Below are 26,160 nucleotides of genomic sequence, written 5' to 3' on the forward strand. Positions count from 1 at the left end.
CCCCCTCCTCCCTCCCCCGCCGTCCGGGGCGGCCGTCCGGCCCTCCGGTCCGAGGCCAGCCGCACTGACGGGTGACAGATATTGAAAGCTGTCACCCGTCATGCCATTCTCGTTCCATGACGACGAACGAGAACACCTCCGCGACCGCGACCACCCGCCGGCTCGGCGCCACCGGTCCCACCGTCTTCCCGCTGGGGCTGGGCTGCATGGGCATGTCCGCGCTCTACGGCGAGGCCGACCGGGCCGAGTCCCTCGCGACCATCCACGCCTTCCTGGAGGCCGCCCCCGCCGGCGTGAACACGCTCCTCGACACCGGCGATTTCTACGGCATGGGCCACAACGAGCTGCTCATCGGCGAAGCCCTGCGCACCGCGCCGACCGCCGCCCGGGAGCAGGCGCTGACCAGCGTCAAGTTCGGGGCCCTGCGCACCGTCGAGGGCGGCTTCACCGGGTACGACGGCCGGCCCGAGGCCGTCAAGAACTTCCTGGCCTACTCCCTTCAGCGACTCGGCCGGGACCACATCGACATCTACCGGATCGCCCGCGTGGATCCGGACGTCCCGATCGAGGAGACCGTCGGCGCCATCGCCGAAGCCGTGCAGGCCGGGCACGTCCGCCACATCGGCCTCTCCGAGGTCGGCGCGGACACCCTGCGCCGGGCCGCCGCGGTGGCCCCGATCTCCGACCTCCAGATCGAGTACTCCCTGATCTCCCGCGGCATCGAGGCCGAGATCCTGCCGGCCGCCCGCGAGCTGGGCATCGGCGTCACGGCGTACGGGGTGCTCTCCCGCGGGCTGATCAGCGGGCACTTCGGCCGCGACCGCGAGCTGGCCCCCGGCGACTTCCGGGGCATGAGCCCCCGCTTCCAGGGCGACAACCTCCAGCACAACCTCGACCTCGTCGAGGCGCTGCGCAAGATCGCCGACGCGAAGGGCGTGAGCGTCGCCCAGACCGCCATCGCCTGGGTGCTCGCGCAGGGGCCGAAGCAGGGCCTCGACCTGGTCCCGCTGGTGGGCGCCCGCCGCCGGGACCGGCTGACCGAGGCACTGGGTGCCATGCGGGTGGAGCTGACCGGCGCCGACCTGGCGGCCATCGAGGAGGCCGTCCCGGCCGGAGCTGCGGCCGGCGAGCGCTACCCGGCGGCCCAGATGGCCCACCTCGACAGTGAGCACTGAGCGAACGGTACGGTCGTACCCATGCCCCCCGCTGCTGCCGAGCCCCTGACCCCCGAGCGCATCCTCGAAACCACCGAGGAAGTGCTGCGCCGCTTCGGTCCCGGCAAGGCGACCGTGGTGGACGTGGCGCGGGCGCTGGGCGTCAGCCACGGCAGCGTGTACCGGCACTTCCCGTCCAAAGCGGCGCTGCGCGAGGCCGTCACCGAGCGCTGGCTCGCCAAGAGCGAGGTCATGCTGGAGGGCATCACCTCGGCCGGGGCCGAGGCGGCCCCCTCCAAGCTGGAGTCGTGGCTGGAGGCGCTCTTCGCCGCCAAACGCCAGAAGGCCGGGGCCGATCCGGAGCTGTTCGCCACGTACACCGTGCTGCTCGCGGAGAACAGCGGGGTGGTCGACGCCCACCTCGGCCAGCTCATCGAGCAGCTGACCCGCATCATCGCGGAGGGCGTCGCCGCCGGCACCCTGGCGGCGCCCGACGTCCCGGCCGCCGCCCGCGCCGTCTTCGACGCGACCGGGCGCTTCCACGATCCGCAGTACGCGGCGGACTGGCTCTCGCCGACGATCGTCACCGAGTTCGAGGCGGTCACCTCGCTGATCATCCGGGGGTTGCGCGCCTGACCCGCGCCTGAACTGCGTCTGACCTGCGGCTTGTCCGCGGCGGGACGGGGCGGATCCGGGGCCTGCCCGGAGGCGGTTCGGAACCCGGCCGTCCGGACAGCTTGGCGATCATTTTGGTCCGGCGTGCCTTGTCCGTGCCCGTGCGGGGTCCTTACGGTCCCTTTACCGCACGTCATTCAGGCACGTACCAGGGGGAACCTTGTCAGGCGAGACCGCACAGCAGAAACCTCCCGCACGCTCCGGCGCCGCCACCGCCATCGGCTGGGTCCTGACCATCGGCCTCAATGTGGTCGCCCCGATCCTGACCTTCAACACCCTCACCGAGGACCACGGCTGGAGCGAGTTCTCGGCGCTCCTGCTCAGCGGCATCTGGCCGGTGCTCGACAGCGCCGTCCACGTGGCCTGGCGCCGCAAGCTCGACGAGTTCGCCGTCGTCACGCTGGTGTTCCTCGTGATCACTGCGTTCGTCACCCTCGTCGGCACCCACTCGGCCCGGACCCTGCTGATCAAGGACTCGGCCGTGACGGGGCTGTTCGGCCTGCTCTGCCTCGCCACGCTGCTCGCCCCGCGGCCGCTGATGTTCTACTTCGGCCGCAAGTTCGGCACCGACGGCACCAAGGAGGGCGTGGCCGAGTTCAACGGCCTCTGGCAGTACCCGGACTTCCGCGCGGTGATGCGCCGCATGACCACCGTCTGGGGCGTGGCCTACCTCGTCGAGGCCGCCCTGCGCGTCGTGCTGGCCTTCACCCTGCCCACCTCCACGATGGTGATCCTGAACCCCTTCCTGATCTACGGGTTCCTGGGGGGTCTGATCCTGTGGACCGTCCGCTACTCGAGGCGGGCCCAGGCCGAGGGCGAGGCCCGGGCCGCCGCCCTGGCCGGGGCGGCGGCCGCCGGGGGCGGTGCGGCGCCCGCGTAGCCGCTCGTACGGGAGGCCGTACGGGCAAGGGGAAAGGCCGGTGGCCCGGTGCGCGGATCGCGCACCGGGCCACCGGCCTTTCGTACGTCCTGGCCTAGCAGCCGAGCAGACGGCTGCCGAGGTAGCTCTGGATCTGGTCCAGGGAGACGCGCTCCTGCTTCATGGTGTCGCGCTCGCGCACGGTCACCGCGTTGTCGTCCAGGGTGTCGAAGTCGACGGTGATGCAGAAGGGCGTACCGACCTCGTCCTGGCGGCGGTAGCGGCGGCCGATGGCGCCCGCGTCGTCGAACTCGATGTTCCAGTTCTTGCGCAGGTCGGCGGCCAGGCCCTTGGCCTTCGGCGACAGCTGCGCGTTGCGGGACAGCGGCAGGACGGCGACCTTGATCGGCGCCAGGCGCGGGTCGAGGCGCATCACGGTGCGCTTCTCCATGACGCCCTTGGCGTTCGGGGCCTCGTCCTCGTTGTACGCGTCGAGCATGAAGGCGAGCATGGCGCGGTTCACGCCGGCCGCCGGCTCGATGACGTACGGGGTGTAGCGCTCGCCGGCCTCCTGGTCGAAGTACGTGAGGTCCTGGCCGGAGGCGGCGGAGTGCGCCTTGAGGTCGAAGTCGGTGCGGTTGGCGACGCCTTCGAGCTCGGAGAACTCGTTACCACCGAAGTTGAAGCGGTACTCGATGTCGGCGGTGCGCTTCGAGTAGTGGGACAGCTTCTCCTTCGGGTGCTCGTACCAGCGGATGTTCTCCTCGCGGATGCCGAGGTCGCGGTACCAGTTCCAGCGCTCGCCCATCCAGTACTCCTGCCACTGCTCGTCCTCGCCCGGCTTGACGAAGAACTCCATCTCCATCTGCTCGAACTCGCGCGTGCGGAAGATGAAGTTGCCCGGAGTGATCTCGTTGCGGAAGGACTTGCCCATCTGCGCGATGCCGAAGGGCGGCTTGCGGCGCGAGGTGGTCTGCACGTGGGCGAAGTTGGTGAAGATGCCCTGCGCGGTCTCCGGGCGCAGGTACGCCTTCGAGTCCTGGGTCGGGCCGAGGTGGGTCTCCAGCATGCCGGAGAACTGCTTGGGCTCGGTGAACTGGCCCTTCACACCGCAGTGGGGGCAGTTGATGTCGGCAAGACCGTTGGCGGGCAGGCGGCCGTGCTTGGCCTCGTACGCCTCTTCCAGGTGGTCCGCGCGGTGGCGCTTGTGACAGGCGGTGCACTCGGTCAGCGGGTCCGAGAAGGTCGCGACGTGGCCGGAGGCCACCCAGACCTCGGGGGCCAGGATCACGGACGAGTCGAGGCCGACGATGTCCTCGCGCCCGGTGACCATCGCCTTCCACCACTGGCGCTTGATGTTCTCCTTGAGCTCGACACCGAGCGGACCGTAGTCCCAGGCAGCCCTGGAGCCGCCGTAGATGTCACTGCAAGGGAAAACGAAGCCACGGCGCTTGCTCAGGCTGACGATGGTTTCGATCTTGTCGGCGGCCACGGTGCTCTCTTCATTACGAGGACGAACGGCGAAGTCTTCAGGTTACCGGCGCCCACACCCCCCCTATCAAATCGGGGACCCCTTCTACGGAGCCGCGCGGTCCGCCCACCTGGGTTTTTGACAATCGTTTCCATCTTTGATGAAAATGGATGTCATGAACGTACGACGCCTCATACCCACGGCCGCCCTCGCCGGTGCCGTCGCCCTCGCCGGTGCCGTCGCCCTCGCCGCGACGGCCCTCACCGCCTGCACCGGCACGGCCTCCGGCGGTGGCGGCGGCAAGGACGGCAAGCTCGCCGTGACGGCGTCGTTCTACCCGATGCAGTTCCTCGCCGAGCGGATCGGCAAGGACCACGTCGCGGTCGACAGCCTCACCAAGCCGGGCGTCGAGCCGCACGACCTGGAGATCACCCCGAAGCAGACCGGGCGGCTCTCCGAGTCCGACGTGGTGCTCTACCTCAAGGGCCTCCAGCCCGCCGTGGACAAGGCCGTGGCCCAGTCCGGCGTGAAGAACGTCGTCGACGCCGCCACCCTCACCCGGCTCGAAGTGCACGGCGCCTCCGGTCACGAGGACCACGACCACGCCGCCGAGGGCGGGGGCGAGGGCCACGACCACGCCCACGGCGAGGCCGGCGAGGACCCGCACGTGTGGCTCGACCCCAACAAGTACGCGGAGATCGCCAAGGGGTTGGGAGCGGCCCTGGAGAAGGCCGACCCGGACCACGCGGCCGACTACCGCAAGAACACCGACGCGCTGGTGGCCGAGCTGGGCGCCCTGGACACCGAGTTCAAGGACGGGCTGAAGAACACCGCCTCCAAGACCTTCATCACCACCCACTCCGCCTTCGGCTACCTCGCGGAGCGCTACGGGCTCGACCAGGAGGGCATCTCCGGCGTCGACCCCGAGGCCGAGCCCAGCCCGGCCCGCATGAAGGAGCTCCAGGCCGTCGCCAGGCAGGACAATGTCTCCACCGTCTTCTTCGAGACGCTGGCCAGCGACAAGACGGCCAAGAGCCTCGCCCGGGACACCGGTCTGAAGACCGACGTCCTCGACCCCCTCGAGGGAATCACCGACAAGTCCCAGGGCGCTGACTACTTCGAGGTCATGCGGTCCAACCTGAAGAACCTCCAGAAGGCACTCGGGAGCAAGTAATGGCAGTAACGGAGGCGCGCGCCATGCAGTCCACGCCGCAAGAGGCCCCGGACCAGACCGTCATATCCCTGCGCGGGGCCACGGCCTCGCTCGGCTCGCGCCCCGTGCTGCGCGGGATCGACCTCGTGGTGCGCAGCGGCGAGGTCGTCGCCCTGCTCGGCGCCAACGGCTCCGGCAAGTCCACCGCCGTGCGCGCCGTGGTCGGCCAGGTCCCGCTGACCGGCGGCTCGCTGTCCCTCTTCGGCACCGAGTTCCAGCGCTTCCGCCAGTGGTCGCGGATCGGCTACGTCCCCCAGCGCACCACCGCCGCCAGCGGCGTCCCCGCGACCGTCCGCGAGGTCGTCTCCGCGGGCCGGCTGGCCCGCACCCGCTTCGGGCTGCTGCGCAAGGCGGACAAGGCCGCCGTCGAGCGAGCCCTGGCACTGGTCGACATGGAGGGGTACGCCGACGCGTCGGTCAACGCCCTCTCCGGCGGCCAGCACCAGCGGGTGCTCATAGCCCGGGCGCTCGCCGTGGAACCCGAACTGCTGATCATGGACGAGCCCATGGCCGGCGTGGACCTGGCCAACCAGGAGGTCCTGGCGAACGCCCTGCGCCGGCAGGTGGCCGCCGGTACGACGGTGCTGCTCGTCCTGCACGAGCTGGGCCCGCTGGAGCCGCTGATCGACCGGGCCGTCGTCCTGCGCGACGGCTGCGTCACGCACGACGGCCCGCCCCCGGAGGCCGTGGGCCAGCACGCCCTGCCCGGCCACGACCACGTACACCCCCACGCGGCGCACGACGCCGAACCCCTGCGGACGGGACTGCTGAGCTGATGGAGATCCTCGACTACGCCTTCATGCAGCGGGCCCTGCTCGCGGCCCTCCTGGTGGGTCTGACGGCTCCGGCGATCGGCACCTACCTCGTCCAGCGCCGGCAGGCCGTCATGGGCGACGGCATCGGGCACGTCGCCATGACCGGCGTCGCGCTCGGATTCCTGCTCAACGCCAGCCCGGTGTGGATGGCCACGCTGGTCGCGGTGATCGGCGCGGTCGGCATGGAGCTGATCCGCTCCCGCGGCAAGACCAGCGGGGACATCGCCCTCGCCATGCTGTTCTACGGCGGCCTGGCGGGCGGCGTGATGATCATCAACCTGTCGCCCGGCGGCTCCACCGCCAACCTGAGCAGCTACCTCTTCGGCTCCATCACCACCGTCTCGGCCGAGGACATCACGGCCGTCGTCGTGCTCGCCGTCTTCGTGGTCGCCGTCACCCTCGGGCTGCGCCGCCAGCTGTTCGCGATCAGCCAGGACGAGGAGTTCGCCCGGGTCACGGGACTGCCGGTGCGCGCGCTGAACCTGCTGATGGCCGTCACCGCCGCCGTCACCGTCACCGTCGCCATGCGCATCGTGGGCCTGCTGCTGGTCAGCGCCATGATGGTGATCCCCGTCGCCGCCGCCCAGCGGATCACGCGCGGGTTCACCGCGACCCTGACCCTGGCCATGGTCATCGGCGTCGTGGTCTCGCTCGCCGGCACGACGGCCACGTACTACATCGACGCGCCGTCCGGAGCGACGATCGTGCTGCTCGCGATCGTGGTCTTCACCACGACCACGGCCCTGTCCGCACCGCTGGCCAGGCGCCGTGCGCGGGCCGCCGTGGCGTCCGAGGAGGTCTGCACCCGGGACGGCGTGACGGTCTAGCCGCAGCGGCCGCCTGGCACAATGAGCCGAGGCCGAAACGAGGAGGAACCGGTGGCGACTGCGCCTGGCGAGATGAATACCGCGCCAGTACGAGGACGATCCACCCGGCAGCGGGCCGCCGTGGCGGCGGCGCTGGACGAGGTGGACGAGTTCCGCAGCGCCCAGGAGCTGCACGACATGCTCAAGCACCGCGGCGACTCCGTGGGCCTGACCACGGTCTACCGCACCCTCCAGTCCCTGGCGGACGCCGGCGAGGTCGACGTGCTGCGCACCAGCGACGGCGAGTCCGTCTACCGGCGCTGCTCCACCGGCGAGCACCACCACCACCTGGTCTGCCGCAAGTGCGGCAAGGCGGTCGAGGTCGAGGGCCCCGCGGTGGAGAAGTGGGCCGAGTCCATCGCGGCCGAGCACGGCTACGTGAACGTGGCCCACACCGTGGAGATCTTCGGCACCTGCGCCGACTGCGCGGCGGCCGGCTAGGACGCCCTGGTCGGGTTCCGGTCGAAGATCGAACGGATCCGGTCGATGTCGGCCGGCTCCGTCGCCGCGCGCTCGGGCAGCCCCCGGGGCCCCGCCGGGGCCGCGGTGGACGCGCAGGCGCCGGGCGGGGCGGGCGGTGCGGTCAGCCCGCGGCGTTCTCCGACTGGTTCGGGACCGCGCCGCCGAAGCGGCGGTCGCGCTGGGCGTACTCCAGGCAGGCCCGCCACAGGTCGCGGCGGTCGAAGTCGGGCCACAGCACGTCCTGGTAGACCATCTCCGCGTACGCGCTCTGCCAGAGCAGGTAGTTGGAGGTGCGCTGCTCGCCGCTGGGGCGCAGGAAGAGGTCCACGTCCGGCATGTCCGGGTAGTACAGGTACTTCGCGAAGGTCTTCTCGTTGACCTTCGAGGGGTCCAGCCGCCCGGCCGCCACGTCCCGCGCGATGGCCTGCGCCGCGTCCGCGATCTCGGCGCGGCCGCCGTAGTTCACGCAGAAGTACAGGGTCATGGCGTCGTTGTCGACGGTCTGCTCCTGGGCCACCTGGAGCTCCTGGACCACGGACTTCCACATCTTCGGCATCCGGCCGACCCAGCGGATGCGGATGCCCAGCTCGTTCATCTCGTCGCGGCGGCGGCGGATCACGTCGCGGTTGAAGTTCATCAGGAAGCGGACCTCGTCGGGCGAGCGCTTCCAGTTCTCCGTCGAGAAGGCGTACAGGGAGAGGTTCTTGACGCCCATCTCCAGGCAGCCCTTGAGCACGTCGAGCACGACGCCCTCGCCCACCTTGTGCCCCTCGGTGCGCGGCAGACCCCGCTCCTTGGCCCAGCGGCCGTTGCCGTCCATGACGACGGCCACGTGGTTGGGGACCAGCTCGCCGGGGATCTTCGGGGGGTGCGCACCGGACGGGTGCGGCTCGGGAACCTTGTACTCGCGGCGAGAACGTCCCAGAATCCCGCGTCGTGCCATGTGCCCAGCTCCTATTTCTCGACGTATCGCAGGGAGCGTAGCCCGCGCTCCAGATGCCAGTGCAAATAGGCCGAGACCAGCCCGCTGCCCTCCCGCACGTGGCGCGCCTCGCAGGCGTCCGCGTGTTTCCAGTCGCCCGTCAGCAGCGCGCTGAGGAGGGCGATGGCCTCCGACGAGGGTACGACGGAGCCGGGAACGCGGCAGTCCCCGCACACCACTCCGCCCGCGGCGACGGAGAAGTGCCGGTTGGGGCCGTGGATGCCGCACTTCGCACAGTTCTCGAAGCTGGGCGCGTAGCCGTTGACGGCGAGGGAGCGCAGCAGGAAGGCGTCGAGGATCAGGTGCGGTTCGTGTTCGCCGCGCGCGAGGGTGCGCAGGGCCCCCACGAGCAGCAGGTACTGCTGGACGGCGGGTTCGCCCTCGTTCTCGGTGAAGCGCTCGGCGGTCTCCAGCATCGCGGTGCCGGCGGTGTAGCGGGCGTAGTCGGTGACGATGCCGTTGCCGTAGGGGGCGATGATCTCGGTCTGCGTGCACAGCGGCAGGCTGCGGCCGATCAGATCGCTGCCGCGGGCGAAGAACTGCACGTCGGCGTGGGAGAAGGGTTCCAGCCCGGCGCCGAACTTGGACTTGGTGCGCCGCACTCCGCGCGCGACGGCCCGTACCCGGCCGTGACCGCGGGTGAGCAGCGAGATGATGCGGTCCGCCTCGCCCAGCTTCTGGGTGCGCAGCACGATGCCGTCGTCGCGGAACAGACTCATGCGCCCATTGTCGCCTGTACGGGGACCCGCGCGGGGACAGCGCTCGCCCCCGCCCGGACCGGGGTCCGGGCGGGGGCGGCACCCCTTGGGAGGTTCAGGACGCCGGGGTCGCGGCGTCGTCGGCCTTCGCGGGCCCGGCGGCGGGCGCGGCCGGGGCGGGCACCGCGGCGGCGGGCAGCACCGGGGCCGGCACGGCCGGGGAGGGCTCCGCGGCCCCCTCGGAGCCCGGGCCGGCGCCCTGCCCGGCGCCCTTGGAGACGCCGTTGAAGAGCAGGTTGAGCACGATCGCGGCGGTGGCGCCGAGGGTGACGCCGCTGTTGAGCAGGGAGGACAGGTCCGCGCTCATGTGCTTCTCGAAGAAGGCGGGGATGGTGGCCGGGAAGAGCGCGAAGGCCAGGGAGACACCGACGATCAGGGCGTTCTTCTCCTCCTTGAGGTCCACCTTGCCGAGGGTCTGGATGCCGGCCAGGGCGACCATGCCGAACATCACGGTGGCGGCGCCGCCGAGCACGCCCGGCGGGATCGCGGCGACCATCGCGGCGGCCTTCGGCAGCAGCCCCAGCACGATCATGATGACGCCCGCGGCGACGACCACGAAGCGGCTCTTGACCTTGGTGACCCGGACCAGACCGACGTTTTCGGCGAAGGCCACGTACGGGAAGGAGTTCAGCAGGCCGCCGACTGCGGTCGCGGCGCCGTCGGCGCGCAGGGCGCGGGCCACGGTCTCGCTGTCGATGTCCTTGCCGACGATCTCGCCGACCGCGTAGGTGTCACCGGTGGTCTCCACCATGGTGATCAGCATGACGATCAGCATGAGGAAGATCGGGAACCATTCGAACTTCGGGGCGCCGAAGTGGAAGGGGGTGGTGACGCCGATCCAGTCCGAGGTGGAGACCGCGCCGAACTTCGCGTCGCCGAGCAGGAAGGCGACGAGGGTGCCGCCGACGAGGCCGAGCAGGACCGCGATGCTGGACAGGAACTGCCCGCCGACCCGCATCAGTACGAGGACGAACAGCATCGTGCCGGCCGCGTAGGCCAGCTGCGCCGGGTCCCCGCCGTCGCCGACCAGCGGGGCACCGCCGACGGTGTCCTTGAGGGCGACGGGGAGCAGCACGATGCCGAGGATGGTGATGACCGTACCGGTGACCACCGGCGGGAAGAGCCGCATCACGGCGCGGAAGGCCTTGGCGGGCAGCCAGGCGAACGCGAAGGTGGCCAGACCGGCGGTGATGACCGCGCCGTAGATCACCAGCAGGGCGGCCGTGCCGCCGCCGGCCCCGAGCCCGATGGCGATCATCGGGGAGACGGCGGTGAAGGTGACGCCCTGGATGATCGGGAGCCGGGCGCCGACCCGGCCGATGCCCCAGGCCTGCACGATCGAGGCGATGCCGCAGGTGAAGAGGTCGGCGTTGATCAGGTAGACGAGCTCTTGCGGGCTCAGCTTGAGCGCGCTGCCCACGATGATCGGGACGATCACCGCGCCGGCGTAGAAGGCGAGTACGTGCTGGAAGCCGTACAGCGCGAGCTTGGGGAGGGGGAGCACCTCGTCGACCGGGTGCGTGCTCTGCTCTCCGTCGGTGGAAAGCCGGGCGGCGACACGTGCCATCTCTGCCTTGCCCTTCGAAAGGTAGGTGACTGAGAGGAATCTGGTGGTCCCGGCCGGAGTGGGTCGCTAACCCGTTGGTCCGCCGGGGTGTCAGGGAGAACACGTAGATCGAAGCCCCGCTGTGTTTCCGGCGGCGTCTCGTCGTGTGACCGGAATTGAACGCCTGTGGGAGGGCTCACACATATCGTCTGCTTACACAAAGTGTTGAGGCTGACGGCCGTGGGGTCTGGAGCTTCCTCCAGTGGCGCCGACTCGTGTCACGGGAGTATGGCCGGCGGACCGCGGCCGGCCCGATGCGCCCTGCGCACCCGCGAACCCGACCCGCCTGACCTGCCCTTGGGGCGTTCGCTCGCCGCGGACGCGCGCCGACGGGTCCGGGACCGCGGCTGTCCGAGGCGTGGACGGCCGAGCGCGGCGGGAGGGCCCGCGCCCCCGGCCCGGCGCTCCGAATCAGCGCTGTTCGGCCACGCCGGACCGGATCGTTACCTCGGAACGAAGGAATCCGGACGCTTTCGGATGCGACCGGGCCCCCGGCGGCCCGGGAACGCGAGCGGGCCCGGCGGGAGGTCTCCCCGCCGAGCCCGGAACCGCGTACGCGTGCGGCTACGGCGCCCGCACCGCCGACAGCAGCCGGCTCACCTCGTCCGAGCCCATCCGCAGCGCGGCGCCCACGGTGGCCAGCACCTCGCGCTCGGCCGGGATGTACGGCCCGTCGGCGAGGGCGATCCGCGCGCCCTGGAGCAGGATCGACGCGCGGCCCGGTCCGGCCAGGTGCGCGGCCAGCGGTTCGAGCGCCTCGTGGAGCTCGATCGAGAGCGCGGCCCCGCAGCACTCGGGCCCGTCGTACAGCCCGAGCCTGCCCTCGTCGGTGGCCAGGGACTCCACGAGGGACTCCAGCTGCTCCTCGGTGCAGTCCTGGAACCCGGCGGCCCGTACGGCCGACACGGCGGCCTCCAGCGCGCTGCGCGAGGCGGTCCCGCCCGCGGCCAGCACGGCCAGCGCCACCGTGTGCCCGGCGTCGCGCAGCAGCGAGGAGAAGCGGGTGGTGGTGAGGTGGTCCAGCACCTCGGTGTCGAAGCGCCGGCGGCAGGCCTGGCACTCCACGACCGGCCCGGCGTGGCCGCGGGGCAGCAGCGGTACGCCCAGCACGGTGAACCGCCGGCGTCCGGTCCGCCTGCGGTAGTTGCGGTCACCGCCGCAGCCGGGGCAGAAGAACTCCCCGTCGCCCACGGTGCTCCAGGTGGTACGGATGCCCCAGGCCGTCAGCTTCCGGCCGTCCCCACCCCGAACTGGCAGCACGTCGCACCTCCGTAACCTTCCGGCAACATCGCCGGGTTGGCGTGATGTTAGCCACATCGATGAGGATGCGTCAGTCGTGTGACAAGACAACCTCGTACGGGGGCCCGCAGTTGGCCGAGTTGCGCCCCCGCGGCCGGGTGCGCCGCCGGGCTCCCTCGGCGCCCGCCGCACGGCCCCCGCCGCGGGCCGCCGGGGGCCCGTACGGGGCCGGGGGGCGGCGGAGCCCCGCCCCCGCGCGGCCGGCGGGGACGGGGCTCTCGTACGGGCGTCAGCGGCCCGCGCGGTTGACGGCGGAGATGACCGCCTTCAGGGAGGCGCGGGTGGTGTTGGCGTCGATGCCGATGCCCCACAGGACGCGGCCGTCGATCGCGCACTCGATGTACGAGGCGGCCACGGCCGAGGCGCCCTCGCTCATCGTGTGCTCGGTGTAGTCCAGCAGGCGGGCGTCGACGCCGATGCCGGCCAGCGCGTCGAAGAAGGCGGAGATGGGACCGTTGCCGGTGCCGTTCAGCACGGCCTCGACCCCGTCCACGACCGCCTCGACGGTCAGCGTGTCCGTGCCGTCCTTGTCGGTGGCCGTCGAACCGGAGCGCAGCTGGATGCGGCCCCACGGGTTCTCGGGGTTGGGCAGGTACTCGTCCGAGAACACGTCCCAGATCGCCTTCGGCGTTACCTCGCCGCCCTCGGCGTCGGTCTTGGCCTGGATGATCCGCGAGAACTCGATCTGCATGCGGCGCGGCAGGTCCAGCTTGTGGTCGTTCTTCAGGACGTAGGCGATGCCGCCCTTGCCGGACTGCGAATTGACGCGGATGACCGCCTCGTAGGAGCGGCCGACGTCCTTGGGGTCGATGGGCAGGTACGGCACCGCCCACTCGATGTCGTCGACCGTCTTGCCGGCGGCGGCCGCGTCGGCCTCCATGGCGTCGAAGCCCTTCTTGATGGCGTCCTGGTGGGAGCCGGAGAAGGCGGTGTAGACCAGGTCGCCCGCGTAGGGGTGGCGCGGGTGGACCTCCATCTGGTTGCAGTACTCGCTGGTGCGACGGATCTCGTCGATCTGCGAGAAGTCGATCTGCGGGTCGACGCCCTGGGAGAAGAGGTTCATGCCCAGCGTGATCAGGTCGACGTTGCCGGTGCGCTCGCCCTGCCCGAACAGGCAGCCCTCGATGCGGTCGGCGCCGGCCATCAGGGCCAGCTCGGCGGCGGCGACGGCGGTGCCGCGGTCGTTGTGCGGGTGCACGGAGATGCAGACGTGCTCGCGGCGGGTCAGGTTGCGGGCCATCCACTCGAAGCGGTCCGCGTGGGTGGAGGGCGTCGAGCGCTCCACGGTGGCGGGCAGGTTCAGGATGATCTCGCGGCCCTCGGCCGGCTGCCACACGTCGCAGACGGCCTCGCAGACGTCCAGGGCGAAGTCCAGCTCGGTGTCGGTGAAGATCTCCGGGCTGTACTGGTAGCCGAAGGTGGTCTCCGGGCCCAGCAGCTTGTCGGCGTACTCCATGACCAGGCGGGTGCCGTCGACGGCGATCTGCTTGATCTGCTCCTTCGAGCCGCGGAAGACCACGCGGCGGAAGGTGGGGGCGGTGGCGTTGTACAGGTGGACGGTGGCGCGGTGGGCGCCGACCAGGGACTCCACGGTCCGCTCGATCAGGTCCTCGCGGGCCTGGGTCAGTACGGAGATGGTGACGTCGTCCGGGATCGCGCCCTCTTCGATGATGGAGCGCACGAAGGCGAAGTCGGTCTCGCCGGAGGACGGGAAGCCGACCTCGATCTCCTTGTAGCCCATCCGCACCAGCAGGTCGAACATCTCGCGCTTGCGGGCGGGGGTCATCGGGTCGATCAGCGACTGGTTGCCGTCGCGCAGGTCGGTGGAGAGCCAGCGCGGGGCCTTGGTGACGCGGGCGTCCGGCCAGGTCCGGTCGGAGATGTCCACCTGCTCGTACCGGCCGTACTTGTGGATCGGCATGCCGGAGGACTTCTGGGTGTGGGTCGCGTTGGTGATGGGCGTGGGGCGACCGACAAAAGGCTGCTGGCTCATGGCGTTGGGCTCCTCGCGTGTCCGCGTGTAGTTCGCTGGAACGGCCGACGGCGGTCGTAAAAACCGCAACACCAAACTCCGCGGGGAGGGGGCCGGCCTACGACTACAGACCCTCGCCGCGGCAGCTAAGGAGAAGCAGCCCGAAACGCATGATGGGTCGAGCCTAACCGAGCCGCCCCGCATCGCGAGGACGTGTTTCAGTATGCAAGACCCGTGTGTCCGATTTGTGCTGTTTGTGAGCTAGGTCTCTTCATCTCGACGGAGGTCAGGGTGATCCGTCAACGCGCCGGGACGCCATTCAGACAGTCGAATGAATCATGGTTGCGGCTAGTGACACGGGGGTGACCCACTGCCACATTGCCGGGCATGGATGCCTACTCCTCCCCCGGCCGCAGCGCCGCCCGCCCCGTCTTCTGCACCGTCGTCCCGCCGCACCTGCTCGAACGGGCCGCCCGGTCCGCGGACTCCGCCCGGGCCGACGCCGCGCAGCGCACCCTCGAACTGGACGCCTCCCTGCGGACCCGGCGGCGGATCAGCGCCGTCCGCGGGATCGTCGCGGCCGAGCCGGACGCGCCGGCCGCCGGGGAGGGGCCCCGCCGCACGGTCTACGACGCCCAGCACCGCACCCGGCTGCCCGGGAAGAAGGTGCGCGGGGAGGGCGACGAGGCGGTCAAGGACGCCACCGCGAACCGCGCCTACGCCGGGCTCGGCGCCACGTACGAACTCTTCCTGAAGGGCTACGGGCGGAACTCGATCGACGGTTCCGGGCTGGCGCTGGACGCGAGCGTGCACTACGGCCAGGACTACAACAACGCCTTCTGGGACGGCGAGCAGATGGTCTTCGGCGACGGGGACGGAGCGCTGTTCCTCGACTTCACCGTGTCGGTGGACGTCATCGGGCACGAGCTGACCCACGGCGTCACCCAGTACACGGCGAACCTCGACTACCACGGCCAGTCGGGCGCCCTCAACGAGTCCATGTCCGACGTGTTCGGTTCCCTGATCAAGCAGTACTCCCTCGGACAGAGCGCCGACCAGGCGGACTGGCTGATCGGGGCCGGGCTGCTGGGGCCGAACGTGAGCGGGACGGCCCTGCGCTCGATGAAGGCGCCGGGGACGGCGTACGACGACGACGAGCTCGGCAAGGACCCGCAGCCGGCCACGATGGACGGCTACGTCACCACCTCCGGGGACAACGGCGGGGTCCACATCAACTCCGGGATCCCCAACCACGCCTTCTACGTCGCGGCGAGCGAACTCGGCGGCAAGGCCTGGGAGCGGGCGGGGCAGATCTGGTACGACACCCTGACCGGCGGGCAGCTGGAGGCCCGGGCGGACTTCGCGGACTTCGCCCGGCTGTCGGTGGCGGCCGCCGTGGCCCGCTACGGTGACGGCGGTGCCGAGCACCGGGCCCTGCAGAAGGCCTGGGCGACGGTGGGCCTGGGGTAGCGGGCCGTTCCGGGGCGAGGAGGCCGCGTGCGGATCGAAGTGGTGCGGACGGGCGGTTTCGCGGGGATCGAGCGCCGGGCCGAGGTGGACACCTCGGGCCGGGCCGACGAGGACGAGCTGCGGGACCTGGCCCTGCTGGCCCTGCGGCCCGGCCCGGCGGCCGGCGGGGTCCCGGACGGGTTCTCGTACCGGATCACGGTGGACGGACGGACGGTGTCCTGCCGGGACCCGCACCTTTCGGACGCCCAGCGGAGCCTGATCTCGCGGGTCCTCAAGGAGGGCGCCTGAGGGGGCGCACGAGGGGGTGCCCGGGGCGGGCCGCCGAAACCGGGTGACCGGGCGCGGCGGCTTTGCTTGGATGTCCGGATGACTGGAACGATCTTGGCCGTCCTGGAGCGCTACTACGACACCGTCCCCCGCGTGGGCGGTGCGCGGGGCGAGGACTTCGGCCCCCTGACCCTCTTCGTCCAGGAGGGCGACGGCTGGGCCTATTACGCCCGGCCCGCGCTCGGCGGCTCCGGCTCCGGCGTCACCGCCGACGACGTGCGCAGGGTGCTGGAGCGGCAGCGGGAACTGAAGGTGCCCGAATCCTTCGAGTGGGTGGCCGAATCCTGCCCCTCCCTGCGGGCCGCCGTGGAGGCCGCGGGGCTGCACGTCCACGCTCACCCGCTGATGGTGCTGGACTCCGCTGCCGAACCGCTCCCGCCGCACCCGGACGTGCGGCTGCTCGACGCCGGGGACCCGCTGCTGCGGGCGGCGGTGACGGTGCCCGCCCTGGCCTTCGCCGCGCCGGGGACGGCCCCGGGCGCGGCCGGTCCCGCCGCACTGGCGCGGGCCCTGGAGGACCCGCAGACGCAGGCCCGCCGGGACCGCGTCTCGGCGATGCTCGCGGACGGCCGCACCGGCATGGCGGCTGCCGTGCGCGACGGGGTGGTGCTCTGCTCGGGCCAGTACAACCCGGTCGGCGACGTCGCCGAGATCGTCGGCGTGGGCACGCTGCCCGCCGCCCGGCGCCAGGGGCTGGCCCTCGCGGTGACGGCCGCCCTGATCGGGCTGGCCCGCCGGCGCGGAGCCCGGACGGTGTTCCTGTCGGCCGGTGACGAGGACGTGGCCCGGATCTACGGCCGCGCCGGTTTCCGCCGCGTCGGAACCGCCCTGATCGCGGAGCCCCCGGAGGCGTAGGCCGCCGGTTTGCCGGAACGGCAACGATGTTTGCCGGGGCACCACCGTCGGCGCAACATCGGCGGTGTCCCGTCCGGCACCACCTTGGAGGCCCCGTGTCCGACCACCGGCACCAGCAGACGCAGCAGCAGACCCCCGGAAGCGGCTGGGGGGAGTCCTACTGGGACGACCGCTACCGCGAGCGGGTCTGGAGCGGCAACCCCAACGCCGTCCTGGTCCGCGAGGCCTCCGGCCTGACCCCCGGCCGCGCCCTGGACCTCGGCTGCGGTGAGGGCGGTGACGCGCTGTGGCTGGCCCGGCGCGGCTGGCGGGTCACCGGGACCGACATCTCCGGGGTGGCCCTGGAGCGGGCGGCCGCCCACGCCCGTGACGCCGGGGTCGCCGACCGCGTCGCGTGGGAGCGGCACGACCTGGCCGACTCGTTCCCCGCGGGGGAGTACGACCTGGTCTCCGCCTGCTTCCTGCACACCTTCGGCGCGTTCCCGCGCGAGCGGATCCTGCACACGGCCGCCCGCGCGGTGGCCCCCGGCGGGGTGCTGCTGGTGGCCGGCCACGCGGGCTGGGCGCCCTGGCAGGACACCGCGGCCATGGACGAACTCCAGCGGGCGGTCCGCTTCCCCACCCCCGACCAGGTCGTGGCCGAGCTCGAACTGCCCGAGGGGGCCTGGGAGGTACTGGTCGCCGCGGAACACGAACGGGTCCAGAACCTGCCTGACGGCACGCCCGGGACCCGTACGGACAACGCGGTGGTGGTGCGGCGGCTGCGCTAGGAGCCGGTGCGGCGGCCGCGCCGGGAGCCGGTGCGGCGGCCGCGCTAGAAGCCGAGCTTGCGGAGCTGCTTGGGGTCGCGCTGCCAGTCCTTGGCGACCTTCACGTGCAGGTCGAGGAAGACCGGGGTGCCGAGCAGCGCCTCGATGTGCTTGCGCGACTTCATCCCGACCTCCTTCAGGCGCGAACCCTTGGGGCCGATGATGATGCCCTTCTGGCTGGGGCGCTCGATGTACACGTTGGCGTGGATGTCGAGCAGCGGCCGGTCCGCGGGCCGGTTCTCGCGCGGGATCATCTCCTCGACCACCACGGCGATGGAGTGCGGCAGCTCGTCGCGCACGCCCTCCAGCGCCGCCTCGCGGATCAGCTCCGCGACCATGACCATCTCGGGCTCGTCGGTCAGGTCGCCCTCCGGGTACAGCGGGGGGCTCTCCGGCAGCAGCGGGGCGATCAGATCGGCCAGCAGCTGGACCTGGCTGTCGCCGACCGCCGAGACGGGGACGATCTCCGCCCACTCGAAGCCGAGCTCCTCGGCGAGCCGGTGTACGGCGATCAGCTGCTCGCCCACCACCTTGGACTCGACCAGGTCGGTCTTGGTGATGATGGCGATCTTCGGGGTCTTCTTGATCCCCGCGAGCTCCTTGGCGATGAACTTGTCGCCGGGGCCGAGCTTCTGGTCGGCGGGCAGGCAGAAACCGATCACGTCGACCTCGGCCCAGGTGGTGCGCACGATGTCGTTCAGCCGCTCGCCGAGCAGCGTGCGCGGCTTGTGCAGGCCGGGGGTGTCGACCAGGACGAGCTGGGCGTCGGGGCGGTGCACGATGCCGCGGACCGTGTGGCGCGTGGTCTGCGGCCGGTTGGAGGTGATCGCGACCTTGGTGCCCACGAGCGCGTTGGTCAGGGTCGACTTGCCCGCGTTGGGGCGGCCGACGAAACAGGCGAAGCCCGCGCGGTGCGGGGCGGTGGGCTCGGGGGAACGATCGCTCATACGGGCCATTCTCCCCGATGCGGCTCCCAGCGCCGACCAGGCCACCGCCACGAGGGCCGTACCGAGCGCCACGGCGAGGTTGAGCAGGGGGTGCGCGGCGTGGTCGGCGGTCCCCGTGGCGGTGATCCCGGAGGCCTCGGCGCGCACCGTGACGCGGGCCCACTCCAGCTCCGGCGGGTCCGTCCAGCGGCTGGTGAGACGGACCTGCCGCCCGGGCAGCAACTCGGCCGGCACCCCGGTGAGCGAGCGGCCCGGCAGGGGGCGTCCCAGGGCCCCGGCGGCCGTGAGGAACGCGCGGGGGCGCAGGGTGACGTTGCCGAGGTTGTGGAGGGTGTACGAGACCTCGGCGCCCCGCCCGTCGGCGGCCACCCGTACGTCCTCCACCGCGAGGGCGGCCGCGGTGGGTCCGCTGACCCGCAGGTACAGCCGGGCCGCGACGGCCTGGCGGACGCCGATGCCGCCGGCGCCCGCGGCGGCGGGGGCCGGGGCGTCGTCCTCCAGGGCCACCACGGCGCCGGGATGGTCCCCCGGTTCGGCGCGGTCGGGAACGGTGAGCCCGAAGCCGACGTCCACCGCGCCGCGGGGCGCCACGGTGACCCGCTCCCGGTCCAGCCGTACCCACGCGGCAGCGGCCAGCCGTGGTTCGTCGGGGCCGCGCAGCGCGAAGCCGCCGTCGCGGGCGGTGTTGTAGGCGTCGGCGGCGTAGAGCCGGAAGGTGCGCGGCCGGTCGGTGCGGTTGGCGATGGTGACGGCGTCCCGGACGGTCCCGCCGGGCGCGGCGGCGAGGTAGAAGTACGGGCGCTGACCGACGGCGGTGGCGGCGGGCAGGACCGACCACTGCCCGTTGTCGGCGGCGGCCGCCGTGGCGGCGCTCCCGGGCAGCGGGAAGACCCCGAGCAGGACACCGAGGAGGAGGCCGAGGAGGCCGAGGAGGGCGCCGGAGCCGCCCCGCCTCACGACAGCGTCAGGGTCAGCACCGCCGTGTACGCCCCCGGCGGGGTGTAGGCGGGGAGGCGGAGCTCCACCGTGGCGTCGACGGTGAAGGTCCCCCCGGTCACGGGGGCGTCGGGGGTGCCCGCCAGGACCGCCCCGTCCGGGCCGACCGGGCCCGCGCTGCCCGGCGTACAGGGGCTGGGGCTGCCCGGCGCCGCGGTGCAGGACGGCGTCCAGGACAGGGAGCCGCCCGGCAGGCGCAGGCCGCCGGGGCCCGCGAAGTCGGTGACCCGGCCCGTGAGGGACCACCCCGCCGGGCCGCCGCGGGCGTCCTTGACGGTGACGGTGCCGATCCGGCCCGGGGCCGCGCCGCCGTCCCCGTACGAGACCGCGCCGAGGGTCACCGCGTCCCCCGCCTGGGTCATGGCCAGGGTGCCCGGCTCGACGGTGGCGCGCACCTGCTGGGTGCGCGGCGCCGGTGCGGCCGGCTCGACCACCGCGTACGGGGCCGGGCCCGAGCCGCGTCGCGCCGACCAGGCCGGTCCCTCGTAGGCCACCAGCGCGGTCGTGGCCCGGTCCGTGACGGGCAGCTCGACGGTGAACTCCCCGCGCGCGTCGGCGGTGCCCGCAGCCCGGTCGGCCGTCTCGGCGGCGCCCGCGCGGCCCGCCACGGTCACGCCGGCGCCCGGCGCGAAGCCCGCCGCGGTGACCCGGACCCGGGCGCCCGGCGCCCCGTAGGCGGTGGTGAGCAGGACGCGGCGCAGGTTGGCGGTGGGCAGCGGGCTCGCGGTGAGGCGCTCGGAGACGGGTGCGCCGGTGACCTCGCAGACGGTGTCCAGGTCGAGCAGGTGGCCGGTGTGCAGGGTGTAGCCGCCGGGGGCGAGGGTGATCGCGCCGGGGGCGGTGACGGTGAAGGTGCCGGTCATGGTGACCTCGGGCAGGGGCGCCCCCGCCGGTACGGGCTCGTTGCGCGTGGGGCCGACCACGGTGACCTCGCCGCTCTGCGCGCCGCCGAGCACCACCCGGCCGGCCGGGGTGAGGACGTCGGCGGGCAGTGCGGAGGTCAGCGGGTTCACGGCGGGGGTCCGGGCCACCCGGTAGGTCACGGTGACGGTGTCGCCCACCCGCGGGGCCGGGTCGTCGACGCTGATCCGGGCCGTCGTGGGGCCGTCGGCGGGCGGCGCTCCGGCCTCCTGGGGCGGCAGGCAGTGCACCGGGAACTCCACCTGGCCCGGGGGCGTTTCCTCCACGGCGGCAGCGGGTCCGCTCAGCGCGCCCCCGCCCACGGCCGCGAGCACCGCCACCCCGGTGGCCGCCCGCCATCCCCTGTTGCGCGCGCCTGTTCGCACTGCCCGCCCCCCGCGTTCCGTCGCCCCGACAGGGGGCCATTCACGAGCGGGCGCCGGGAGAAGTCAAGGCGCGGAACCGGCAGCGACTGATGGCCCATCAGAAGATGGCGGGGTGCCGGACGCGAGCCCCGGGCCACCGGGCTCCGCCGCCCGGAAGGTGCGCCGGTAGGCCGTCGGGCTCACCCCCAGCGCGGCCTGGACGTGCTTGCGCAGCGACTGCGCCGTCCCGAAGCCCGTCTCCCGCGCCACCGTCTCGATCGGGAGCCCCGTCCGCTCCAGCAGCCGCCGGGCCCGCTCCACCCGCTGGGCGGTGATCCACTCGCCGGGGCTGACCCCCGACTCCTCGCGGAAGCGGCGCGTGAAGGTCCGCACCGACACGGCCTCCTGCCGGGCGAGGTCGGTCAGCCGCAGCGGCTCGTGCAGCCGGTCCAGCACCCAGGCGCGCGCGGCCGTGGTGCTGGCCTGCTCCGGTCCGGGCACGGGCCGCTGGATGAACTGCGCCTGCCCGCCCTCCCGGTGGGGCGGTACGACGGTCCGCCGGGCCACCTCGTTGGCGACGGCCGCGCCGTGGTCGCGGCGGACGATGTGCAGGCACAGGTCGATGCCGGCGGCGACTCCGGCGGAGGTGAGCACGTCGCCGTCGTCCGTGTAGAGCACGCCGGGGTCGACCCGCACGGCCGGGAACGTCCGCTGGAAGTGCTCGGCGGAGGCCCAGTGGGTGGTGGCCCGGCGGCCGTCCAGATAGCCGGCGGCGGCCAGGACGTAGCCGCCGGTGCAGATGGACACGAGCCGGGTACCGGGCCGGATCCGGGCCAGGGCGGCGGCGAGCTCGCCGGTCAGCCGGCCCTCGGCGTGCACCGGGCCCAGTTCGTAGGAGGCCGGAACCACCACCGTGTCGGCCGTGGCCAGCAGCTCGGGACCGTGCTCGACCGCCACCGCGAAGTCGGCGTCCGTGGGCACCGGGCCCGGGGCGAGGCCGCAGGTGAGGATCTCGTAGAGGGGCCGGCCGGCCGGGTCCTTGGCGCGGCCGAAGATCCGGTGCGGGATGCCGAGTTCGAAGGGCAGCAGCCCGGCGAGGGCGAGCACGACGACGCGGTGGGCCCGCGGCGCGCTGGTGTCCGGGGTCTCGGGGGCGGTGGCCATGGCCCGATCGTATCGAAGCATGTCGGTCAGGCCACTGTCGTACGGGGGCCCGCGGGCCGGAAGCTGTCGGCGTGACCCAGACAGCGCCCACCCCCACGCCCGATCCCACGCCCCCGCCCGTCTCCGAGACCGCGCCCGCCCGGCGGGCCCCCCGTCCGGCCGGCCGCGTCCACCGGGCCTGGTTCGCCGCGGCCGTCGCCTTCGTGACGATCATCGGCGCCGCCGCCTTCGCCTCCCTGCCCGGCCTGCTCATCGAGCCGCTCCACGCGGAATTCGACTGGTCGCGCGGGACCATCGGTTTCGCCGTCTCCGTCAACCTCGCGCTCTACGGACTCACCGCCCCCTTCGCCGCCGCCCTGATGGACCGCTTCGGCATCCGCAAGGTCGTCGCCCTGGCCCTGACGGTCATAGCCGCCGGCTCACTGGCCACCGTGTGGATGACGGCGTCCTGGCAGCTGGTGCTGTACTGGGGCGTCCTCGTGGGCCTGGGCAGCGGCTCCATGGCGCTGGCCTTCGCGGCGACGGTGACCAACCGCTGGTTCACCGCCCGGCGCGGCCTGGTCACCGGCATCCTGACCGCGGCGGGCGCCTCCGGACAGCTGGTCTTCCTGCCGCTGCTGTCCTGGCTGGTCGAGCACCACGGCTGGCGCCCGGCGGCGGTGACCGTGTCGCTGGCGGCCCTGTCCGTCGTCCCGTTCGTGTGGCTGCTGCTGCGCGACCACCCGGCCGACGTCGGGCTCGCCCCCTACGGCGGCGTCTACGCCGACAAGCCCGCCCCGGTGGCGGGCGCGGCCCGGCGGGCGGTCTCCGTCCTGCTCAAGGCGGCCCGTACGGAACCGTTCTGGCTGCTGGCGGGCACCTTCGCGATCTGCGGAGCCTCCACCAACGGCCTGGTCAAGACCCACTTCGTACCGGCGGCCCACGACCACGGGATGCCGGTGACGGCGGCCGCCGGACTGCTCGCCGTGGTCGGCGTGTTCGACGTGCTCGGCACCATCGCCTCGGGCTGGTTCACCGACCGCTTCGCGGCCCGCCGCCTGCTGGCCGTGTACTACGCCCTGCGCGGGGTGTCCCTGCTGTTCCTGCCGGTGCTGCTGGCGCCGTCCGTGCACCCGCCGATGGTCTTCTTCATCGTCTTCTACGGCCTGGACTGGGTCGCGACCGTCCCGCCGACCATCGCCCTGTGCCGCGAGCACTACGGGCAGGACAGCGCGATCGTCTTCGGCTGGGTCCTGGCCTCGCACCAGGTCGGCGCGGCGCTCGTGGCCTTCCTGGGCGGAGTGGCCCGCGACGCCTTCGGCTCCTACGACCTCGTCTGGTACGCGGCGGGCGGCCTGTGCGCGGTGGCGGCGCTGATGGCGATGGTCATCCGCCGCCCGGCCCCGGCCGCCGCCCCCGCGGTGGCCGGCTGAGCGGCCCGGGGCGGCGGCGGACGGCCCGGGCGGCGGCGAACGGCCCGGGCGGCGCGGCCGTCAGGGGTCCGGGCGGCTCAGGCCCCGGCGGGGGTGGCCGACTTCAGGGCGCCGTCCGGGCCGGCCAGCAGGACGGGGGTGTCCGGGCCGCCGAGGTCGCGGACCGCCGCCCGGTCGGCCGCGGCCGGGGCGTCGGCGGCGCTCACCACGGCCGCCGCCTCCAGGGACCGGGCGCCGCTGGCCACGGCCATGGCCACCGCCGTCTGGAGGGCGCTCAGCTTCAGGGAGTCCAGCTCCACGGTGCCGGCGACGTACGTACGGCCGGTCTCGTCGCGGACCGCCGCGCCCTCCGCGACCCCGTTGCGGGCCCGGGCGCTGCGCGCCAACGTGATGATCTTGCTGTCCTCGGGGTCGATCCCGGTGCCCACGGTGCTCTCGCTCATGGGGAAAGCTTAGGGAGCGCCCCGGCGCGGTCGTGCGACGACCCCGCCGAGGCGCCCTCCCCTCCGTCCCCACCCCTCGGACACAAGGGCAAACCTAGGCGCGTCCAGCGCGTTGCCGATGATCCGAAGGTCCCGATTCCCCGTGACCTTGGACCTTGGACCTTCGGGCATTCCACGGTCCGCACGCTCAGGGACGGTCGAGCCGCAGCCGGTCCGCCTTCGGCAGACCCGCCACGACGAGGTCGTACGAGTCCTCCACCAGCTCCCGCACCAGCGCGTCCGGCAGCCCGCCGACCGTCACCGTGTTCCAGTGCCGCTTGTTCATGTGCCATCCCGGGACGACCGCCGCGTGCTCGGCGCGCAGGCGCAGCGCCTCCTCCGGATCGCACTTGAGGTTGACCTTGAGCGGCTCGGCGTCCAGCGCCGTCAGCGCGAACACCTTCCCCAGCACCTTGAACACCGAGGTCTCCGGCGTGAAGGGGAACTCCTCCACGGCCGCGTTGAACTCCAGGCACAGGGCGCGCAGCTCCGCCGGGGTCATCCGTCCTCCTCGTCCGAGGCGGCGTCCACCGGCGCCACCGGCTCCACGAGCACCGTCACGATCTTGTTCCGGCGGCCGCCCGGCGACTCCGCGGTCAGCCGCAGCGGGCGCCCGTCCGGCAGCTCCACCACCGAGGAGGCCCCCGCGATCGGGACCCGGCCCAGGGCCTTGGCCAGCAGTCCGCCGACCGTCTCCACGTCCTCGTCGTCGAAGGCCTCGACCCCGAAGAGCTCGCCCAGGTCGGTGATGTCGAGCCGGGCCGTCACCCGGTAGCGGTCCTCGCCCAGCTCTTCCACCGGCGCGATCTCCCGGTCGTACTCGTCGGTGATCTCACCGACGATCTCCTCCAGGATGTCCTCGATCGTGACGATGCCCGCCGTGCCGCCGTACTCGTCGATCACCACCGCCACGTGGTTGCGCACCGACTGCATCTCGCGCAGCAGGTCACCCGCGTTCTTGGTGTCCGGCACGAACACCGCCGGCCGCATCACCGTCGAGACCAGGTCGGACTCCGCCTCCCGGCTGATGTGGGTGCGGCGCACGAGGTCCTTCAGGTACACGATCCCGACGATGTCGTCCTCGTTCTCCCCCGTCACGGGGATCCGCGAGAAACCGGAGCGCAGCGCCAGCGTCGTCGCCTGACGGATCGTCTTGTACCGCTCTATGCACACCAGATCGGTGCGCGGCACCATCACCTCGCGCACGAGCGTGTCGCCGAGTTCGAAGACCTGGTGCACCATCCGGCGCTCGTCGTCCTCGATCAGCGATTCCTTCTCCGCCAGGTCGACCATCGCCCGCAGCTCCGCCTCCGAGGCGAACGGCCCCTTGCGGAAGCCCTTCCCGGGCGTGAGCGCGTTGCCGATGAGGATCAGCAGCTGGGGGACCGGCCCCATCACCCGCGCCAGCGGCACGAGGACGTACGCGGCCGCCGTCGCGGTGTTCAGGGGGTGCTGGCGGCCGATCGTGCGCGGGGACACGCCCACCGCCACGAACGACACCAGCACCATGACGCCGATGGCCACCAGCAGCGCGGTCCAGTTCTCGCCGAACTCGTCGAGGCACACGTACGTGACGAGCACGCCCGCCGCCATCTCGCAGGTGACCCGGACCAGCAGCGCCACGTTCAGGTAGCGGGTCGGGTCCCCGGCGACCTGCGCGAGCTTCGCGCTGCCGCGCCGCCCCTCCCGTACGGCCTGCTCGGCCCGGAAGCCGGAGATCCGTGCGATCCCGGACTCGGCGCACGCCGCGAACCAGGCCACCACGACCAGCAGTACCGCGCCGGCGATCAGCTGGGGCGCGGTCACGAGACGGTGGGCGCGGGCGACGGACCGGTCACGCCCCGCTCGGCGCGCCAGCCGTCGACGATCGCCGCCTGGAGCCCGAACATCTCGGCCTTCTCGTCCGGCTCCTCGTGGTCGTACCCGAGCAGGTGCAGCACCCCGTGGACGGTCAGGAGCTGGAGCTCCTCGTCCATGGAGTGCTGCGTCGGGGCGTCCTCGCCCTGCTTCTTCGCCACCTCGGGACACAGCACGATGTCACCGAGGAGCCCCTGCGGGGGCTCCTCGTCGTCCTTCGACGGCGGCCGGAGCTCGTCCATCGGGAAGGACATGACGTCGGTCGGTCCGGGCAGGTCCATCCACTGGATGTGGAGCTGCTCCATGGCGTCCTCGTCGATGACGATGACGGAGAGCTCGGACAGCGGGTGGATCCGCATCCGGGTGAGCGCGTAGCGGGCGATGTCGAGGATCGCCTGCTCGTCGACCTCGGTTCCGGACTCGTTGTTGACGTCGATCGACATG

Annotated in this window: 25 protein-coding genes; 12 read left to right on the plus strand and 13 right to left on the minus strand. The window is 72.6% G+C overall.

From position 1 onward, the window contains the following. The first annotated feature begins 116 nt into the window (after positions 1 to 116). From ACGFXC_RS09825 to ACGFXC_RS09835, 3 genes are all read left to right on the plus strand, one after another. Positions 117 to 1,175: an aldo/keto reductase gene (locus tag ACGFXC_RS09825; RefSeq protein WP_393711262.1), complete on the plus strand. Its 1,059-nt coding sequence runs from the start codon at positions 117 to 119 to the stop codon at positions 1,173 to 1,175. Positions 1,176 to 1,196: 21 nt separating this feature from the next. After that, a complete protein-coding gene (locus ACGFXC_RS09830; RefSeq protein ID WP_393711264.1) occupies positions 1,197 to 1,790 on the plus strand; it encodes a TetR family transcriptional regulator in 594 nt (197 codons plus the stop codon). Between the two features lie 199 nt (positions 1,791 to 1,989). After that, positions 1,990 to 2,709: a VC0807 family protein gene (locus tag ACGFXC_RS09835; protein ID WP_393711266.1), complete on the plus strand. Its 720-nt coding sequence runs from the start codon at positions 1,990 to 1,992 to the stop codon at positions 2,707 to 2,709. A 94-nt stretch (positions 2,710 to 2,803) separates the two neighbouring features. Here the strand turns inward: ACGFXC_RS09835 and ACGFXC_RS09840 are convergent, their stop codons facing one another. Beyond that, complete coding sequence (locus ACGFXC_RS09840) at positions 2,804 to 4,180, minus strand: glycine--tRNA ligase (protein ID WP_393711268.1); 1,377 nt, start codon at positions 4,178 to 4,180, stop codon at positions 2,804 to 2,806. Positions 4,181 to 4,334: 154 nt separating this feature from the next. On the opposite strand from ACGFXC_RS09840, the gene ACGFXC_RS09845 reads away from it, so the two are divergent. The 4 genes from ACGFXC_RS09845 to ACGFXC_RS09860 are packed head-to-tail and all read left to right on the plus strand — an operon-like array spanning position 4,335 to position 7,494. Next, the gene (locus tag ACGFXC_RS09845; protein ID WP_393711270.1) at positions 4,335 to 5,333 is read left to right on the plus strand and encodes a metal ABC transporter substrate-binding protein; all 999 of its coding nucleotides are present in this window, start codon (positions 4,335 to 4,337) and stop codon (positions 5,331 to 5,333) included. Continuing rightward, positions 5,333 to 6,148, plus strand: coding sequence for a metal ABC transporter ATP-binding protein (locus ACGFXC_RS09850; RefSeq protein ID WP_362123417.1), 816 nt, complete (start codon positions 5,333 to 5,335; stop codon positions 6,146 to 6,148). The genes ACGFXC_RS09845 and ACGFXC_RS09850 overlap by 1 nt, the downstream gene beginning before the upstream one ends. Then, the gene (locus ACGFXC_RS09855; RefSeq protein ID WP_393711272.1) at positions 6,148 to 7,014 is read left to right on the plus strand and encodes a metal ABC transporter permease; all 867 of its coding nucleotides are present in this window, start codon (positions 6,148 to 6,150) and stop codon (positions 7,012 to 7,014) included. Before ACGFXC_RS09850 ends, ACGFXC_RS09855 begins: the two co-directional genes overlap by 1 nt. Before the next feature lie 51 nt (positions 7,015 to 7,065). Continuing rightward, positions 7,066 to 7,494, plus strand: coding sequence for a transcriptional repressor (locus ACGFXC_RS09860; protein ID WP_323183433.1), 429 nt, complete (start codon positions 7,066 to 7,068; stop codon positions 7,492 to 7,494). Positions 7,495 to 7,636: 142 nt separating this feature from the next. Here the strand turns inward: ACGFXC_RS09860 and ACGFXC_RS09865 are convergent, their stop codons facing one another. The 5 genes from ACGFXC_RS09865 to leuA form a co-directional block, all read right to left on the minus strand. Continuing rightward, positions 7,637 to 8,458, minus strand: a complete 822-nt coding sequence (locus ACGFXC_RS09865; RefSeq protein ID WP_393711274.1) for an isoprenyl transferase — start codon at positions 8,456 to 8,458, stop codon at positions 7,637 to 7,639. A gap of 11 nt (positions 8,459 to 8,469) precedes the next feature. Beyond that, positions 8,470 to 9,216 carry a DNA repair protein RecO gene (gene recO / locus ACGFXC_RS09870; RefSeq protein ID WP_393711276.1) on the minus strand — a complete coding sequence of 249 codons (747 nt, stop codon included), beginning with the start codon at positions 9,214 to 9,216 and terminating at the stop codon, positions 8,470 to 8,472. Positions 9,217 to 9,310: 94 nt separating this feature from the next. Further along, complete coding sequence (locus ACGFXC_RS09875) at positions 9,311 to 10,822, minus strand: nucleobase:cation symporter-2 family protein (RefSeq protein ID WP_393711278.1); 1,512 nt, start codon at positions 10,820 to 10,822, stop codon at positions 9,311 to 9,313. A 603-nt stretch (positions 10,823 to 11,425) separates the two neighbouring features. After that, positions 11,426 to 12,121: a TerB family tellurite resistance protein gene (locus ACGFXC_RS09880; protein WP_393711280.1), complete on the minus strand. Its 696-nt coding sequence runs from the start codon at positions 12,119 to 12,121 to the stop codon at positions 11,426 to 11,428. A gap of 268 nt (positions 12,122 to 12,389) precedes the next feature. After that, positions 12,390 to 14,153: a 2-isopropylmalate synthase gene (gene leuA, locus ACGFXC_RS09885; RefSeq protein WP_393711282.1), complete on the minus strand. Its 1,764-nt coding sequence runs from the start codon at positions 14,151 to 14,153 to the stop codon at positions 12,390 to 12,392. A gap of 366 nt (positions 14,154 to 14,519) precedes the next feature. On the opposite strand from leuA, the gene ACGFXC_RS09890 reads away from it, so the two are divergent. The 4 genes from ACGFXC_RS09890 to ACGFXC_RS09905 all read left to right on the plus strand — a co-directional run bounded on the left by ACGFXC_RS09890 (position 14,520) and on the right by ACGFXC_RS09905 (position 17,554). Further along, positions 14,520 to 15,602 carry a M4 family metallopeptidase gene (locus ACGFXC_RS09890; RefSeq protein ID WP_393711284.1) on the plus strand — a complete coding sequence of 361 codons (1,083 nt, stop codon included), beginning with the start codon at positions 14,520 to 14,522 and terminating at the stop codon, positions 15,600 to 15,602. A gap of 27 nt (positions 15,603 to 15,629) precedes the next feature. After that, positions 15,630 to 15,890: a protealysin inhibitor emfourin gene (locus ACGFXC_RS09895; RefSeq protein WP_393711286.1), complete on the plus strand. Its 261-nt coding sequence runs from the start codon at positions 15,630 to 15,632 to the stop codon at positions 15,888 to 15,890. Between the two features lie 78 nt (positions 15,891 to 15,968). Continuing rightward, positions 15,969 to 16,784 (plus strand): GNAT family N-acetyltransferase, encoded by an 816-nt coding sequence (locus tag ACGFXC_RS09900; RefSeq protein WP_393711288.1) that lies wholly within the window; start codon positions 15,969 to 15,971, stop codon positions 16,782 to 16,784. Between the two features lie 95 nt (positions 16,785 to 16,879). After that, positions 16,880 to 17,554 (plus strand): SAM-dependent methyltransferase, encoded by a 675-nt coding sequence (locus ACGFXC_RS09905; protein ID WP_393711290.1) that lies wholly within the window; start codon positions 16,880 to 16,882, stop codon positions 17,552 to 17,554. A gap of 44 nt (positions 17,555 to 17,598) precedes the next feature. Here ACGFXC_RS09905 and era read toward each other — a convergent pair whose 3' ends face one another. The 3 genes from era to ACGFXC_RS09920 form a co-directional block, all read right to left on the minus strand. Further along, positions 17,599 to 18,549, minus strand: coding sequence for a GTPase Era (gene era, locus ACGFXC_RS09910; protein WP_393712184.1), 951 nt, complete (start codon positions 18,547 to 18,549; stop codon positions 17,599 to 17,601). 944 nt (positions 18,550 to 19,493) lie between these two features. Next, positions 19,494 to 20,822, minus strand: a complete 1,329-nt coding sequence (locus tag ACGFXC_RS09915; RefSeq protein WP_393711292.1) for a beta-xylosidase — start codon at positions 20,820 to 20,822, stop codon at positions 19,494 to 19,496. A gap of 63 nt (positions 20,823 to 20,885) precedes the next feature. Then, positions 20,886 to 21,965, minus strand: coding sequence for a GlxA family transcriptional regulator (locus ACGFXC_RS09920; RefSeq protein ID WP_393711293.1), 1,080 nt, complete (start codon positions 21,963 to 21,965; stop codon positions 20,886 to 20,888). A gap of 71 nt (positions 21,966 to 22,036) precedes the next feature. Between ACGFXC_RS09920 and ACGFXC_RS09925 the strand changes: the two genes are divergently transcribed. Next, entirely contained in the window at positions 22,037 to 23,377 is a 1,341-nt protein-coding gene (locus tag ACGFXC_RS09925; RefSeq protein ID WP_393711295.1) for an MFS transporter, read from the plus strand. 77 nt (positions 23,378 to 23,454) lie between these two features. Here the strand turns inward: ACGFXC_RS09925 and ACGFXC_RS09930 are convergent, their stop codons facing one another. The 4 genes from ACGFXC_RS09930 to ybeY form a co-directional block, all read right to left on the minus strand. Further along, entirely contained in the window at positions 23,455 to 23,820 is a 366-nt protein-coding gene (locus ACGFXC_RS09930; RefSeq protein WP_393711297.1) for a cytidine deaminase, read from the minus strand. Between the two features lie 187 nt (positions 23,821 to 24,007). Next, the gene (locus tag ACGFXC_RS09935; RefSeq protein ID WP_393711299.1) at positions 24,008 to 24,361 is read right to left on the minus strand and encodes an MmcQ/YjbR family DNA-binding protein; all 354 of its coding nucleotides are present in this window, start codon (positions 24,359 to 24,361) and stop codon (positions 24,008 to 24,010) included. After that, positions 24,358 to 25,665 carry a hemolysin family protein gene (locus tag ACGFXC_RS09940; protein WP_393711301.1) on the minus strand — a complete coding sequence of 436 codons (1,308 nt, stop codon included), beginning with the start codon at positions 25,663 to 25,665 and terminating at the stop codon, positions 24,358 to 24,360. The genes ACGFXC_RS09935 and ACGFXC_RS09940 overlap by 4 nt, the downstream gene beginning before the upstream one ends. Beyond that, positions 25,662 to 26,159: an rRNA maturation RNase YbeY gene (gene ybeY, locus ACGFXC_RS09945; protein ID WP_393711303.1), complete on the minus strand. Its 498-nt coding sequence runs from the start codon at positions 26,157 to 26,159 to the stop codon at positions 25,662 to 25,664. Before ybeY ends, ACGFXC_RS09940 begins: the two co-directional genes overlap by 4 nt. Position 26,160 lies beyond the last annotated feature (1 nt).

The sequence above is a fragment of the Streptomyces sp. NPDC048507 genome (genome assembly GCF_043199995.1).
Taxonomy (GTDB): Bacteria; Actinomycetota; Actinomycetes; order Streptomycetales; family Streptomycetaceae; genus Streptomyces.